This is a genomic window from Micromonospora parastrephiae, assembly GCF_016802865.1.
GTDB lineage: Bacteria > Actinomycetota > Actinomycetes > Mycobacteriales > Micromonosporaceae > Micromonospora > Micromonospora parastrephiae.
In genome coordinates, this window is sequence record NZ_JAEVHM010000388.1 from 1 (window position 1) to 1,731 (window position 1,731).

Below are 1,731 nucleotides of genomic sequence, written 5' to 3' on the forward strand. Positions count from 1 at the left end.
GCTGAGGGGTTACGGAAGGGGGGCTTTGGTCAGCTTCAGGGGGGCCCGGCGGCCTCGGATGTCGATCTCCACCTCGTCGCCGTCGGTCAGGTTGGCGTCGGTGTTCAGCAGGGCCAGCGCGATGCCCTGCTTACGGGTCGGGGAGAAGGTGCCGCTGGTGACCGTGCCGACCTGCTCGTCGCCCACGTGCAGGGTCATGCCGGGCCGCGGGATGGCGCGGTCGACGGCCACCAGCCCGCGCAGCGTACGCCGGGGGCCGGCGGCCTTCTCGGCGAGCAGCGCGTCGCGCCCCCAGAAGGCCGGCTTGTCCCAGCCCACCGCCCAGCCGGAGCGGGCCTGCACCGGGGTGATGTCCTCCGACAGGTCCTGCCCGTGCAGCGGGTAGCCCATCTCGGTACGCAGCGTGTCCCGGGCCGCCAATCCGCAGGCGCGCAGCTCGAACGCCTCGCCGGCGGCGAAGAGCGCGTCCCAGACCGCCACGGCGTGCTCCGCCGGCACGACGAGTTCGTAGCCCAGTTCGCCGGTGTAGCCGGTACGGCAGACGGTCAGCTCCACCCCGGCCAGGCTCGCGGCGGAGAAGCTCATGTAGCCGTGCTCGGTGGGCAGGCCGAGGGCGCCCAGCAGTTCGGCCGAGCGCGGGCCCTGCACGGCCAGCACCGCGTACGCCTCGTGCTCGTCGGTGACGGTGACCGACTCCGGCGCGGCGGCGCGCAGCCGGCGCACCACCTCGGCGGTGTTCGCGGCGTTCGGGATGAGGAAGACGTGGTCGTCGGCGTACAGGTAGGCGATGATGTCGTCCACCACGCCGCCGGTGGCGTCGTCGCAGCAGAGCGTGTACTGCGCCCGGCCGGGGCCGATGCGACCCAGGTCGTTGCTGAGGCAGGCGTTGACGAAATCGGCCGCGCCGGTGCCGCTCACCCGGGCCTTGCCCAGGTGCGACACGTCGAAGACCCCCACCGCGGTACGCACCGCCGTGTGCTCCTTGAGCACACCGCCACCGGCGTACTCCAGCGGCATCTCCCAGCCCCCGAAGGGGGCGAACTTGGCGCCGGCGGCGGTGTGCCGCTCGTGCAGCGGGGAACGGCGCAGCCGGGTCGCGGCGGCGTCGGAGGTCACGTCGGTCATGGGTGGCAACTTACCGGGGGCAACGTGGCTGGTTAGCATCGGCGGGACCCCTGCCGGCACGATCGGCGGGACAGCCCTGACGTCCGGCGGGTAGGTTCCGCCGGAGACCTTCACCGCCGGTACGCGACGTCGCGACCGGCCCGGCCCGCCCGGAGTAGCTTCAGTGACATCGCCCCGCACCACCACCCTGAGCCTGGTCGACACCGACCCCGCGGAGCTCGCCGTCGACGCGATCGTGATCGGCGTGCACAGCCAGACCGGAGAGCAGGGCGCCACCAGCGGCCTCGCCGGCACCCTTCTGCTCGCCAGCGGCGCGGAGAGCATCGCCGCCGCGTTCGACGGCAAGCTGACCGAGACCCTGGCGCTGCTCGGCGCGTCCGGTGGCCCGGGCGAGGTGATCAAGCTGGCCACGTTGGGTACGGTCACCGCCCCGCTGGTCGTCGCGGTCGGGCTCGGCCCGGAGCCGTCGGGCCGTGCCCGTCACCTGCGTCCGCCTCCGTGGCGAGCAGCCCCGAGCAGCCGGTGTAGACGTCCAGCCGCGCGGCGAAATCGCGCATGTACTGCATGTGCGCCGAGATCTCCTGCGGCGTCCACTGGTCCATCGGT

At 73.1% G+C, this 1,731-nt stretch carries 2 protein-coding genes; one reads left to right on the plus strand and one right to left on the minus strand.

The window, feature by feature from the left end; all coding sequences use genetic code 11:
• Positions 1–9: 9 nt before the first annotated feature.
• Positions 10–1,125: a glycine cleavage system aminomethyltransferase GcvT gene (gcvT, locus tag JNW91_RS31280; protein ID WP_238426038.1), complete on the minus strand. Its 1,116-nt coding sequence runs from the start codon at positions 1,123–1,125 to the stop codon at positions 10–12.
• A gap of 163 nt (positions 1,126–1,288) precedes the next feature.
• On the opposite strand from gcvT, the gene JNW91_RS31285 reads away from it, so the two are divergent.
• The coding region (locus JNW91_RS31285; RefSeq protein ID WP_309244540.1) for a M17 family peptidase N-terminal domain-containing protein at positions 1,289–1,731 on the plus strand (443 nt) is incomplete at its 3' end.

Coding starts and splice junctions, on each gene's coding strand:
- gcvT (WP_238426038.1), bottom strand. CDS start 1,125: ATGACCGACGTGACCTCCGACGCCGCCGCGACCCGGCTGCGCCGTTCC.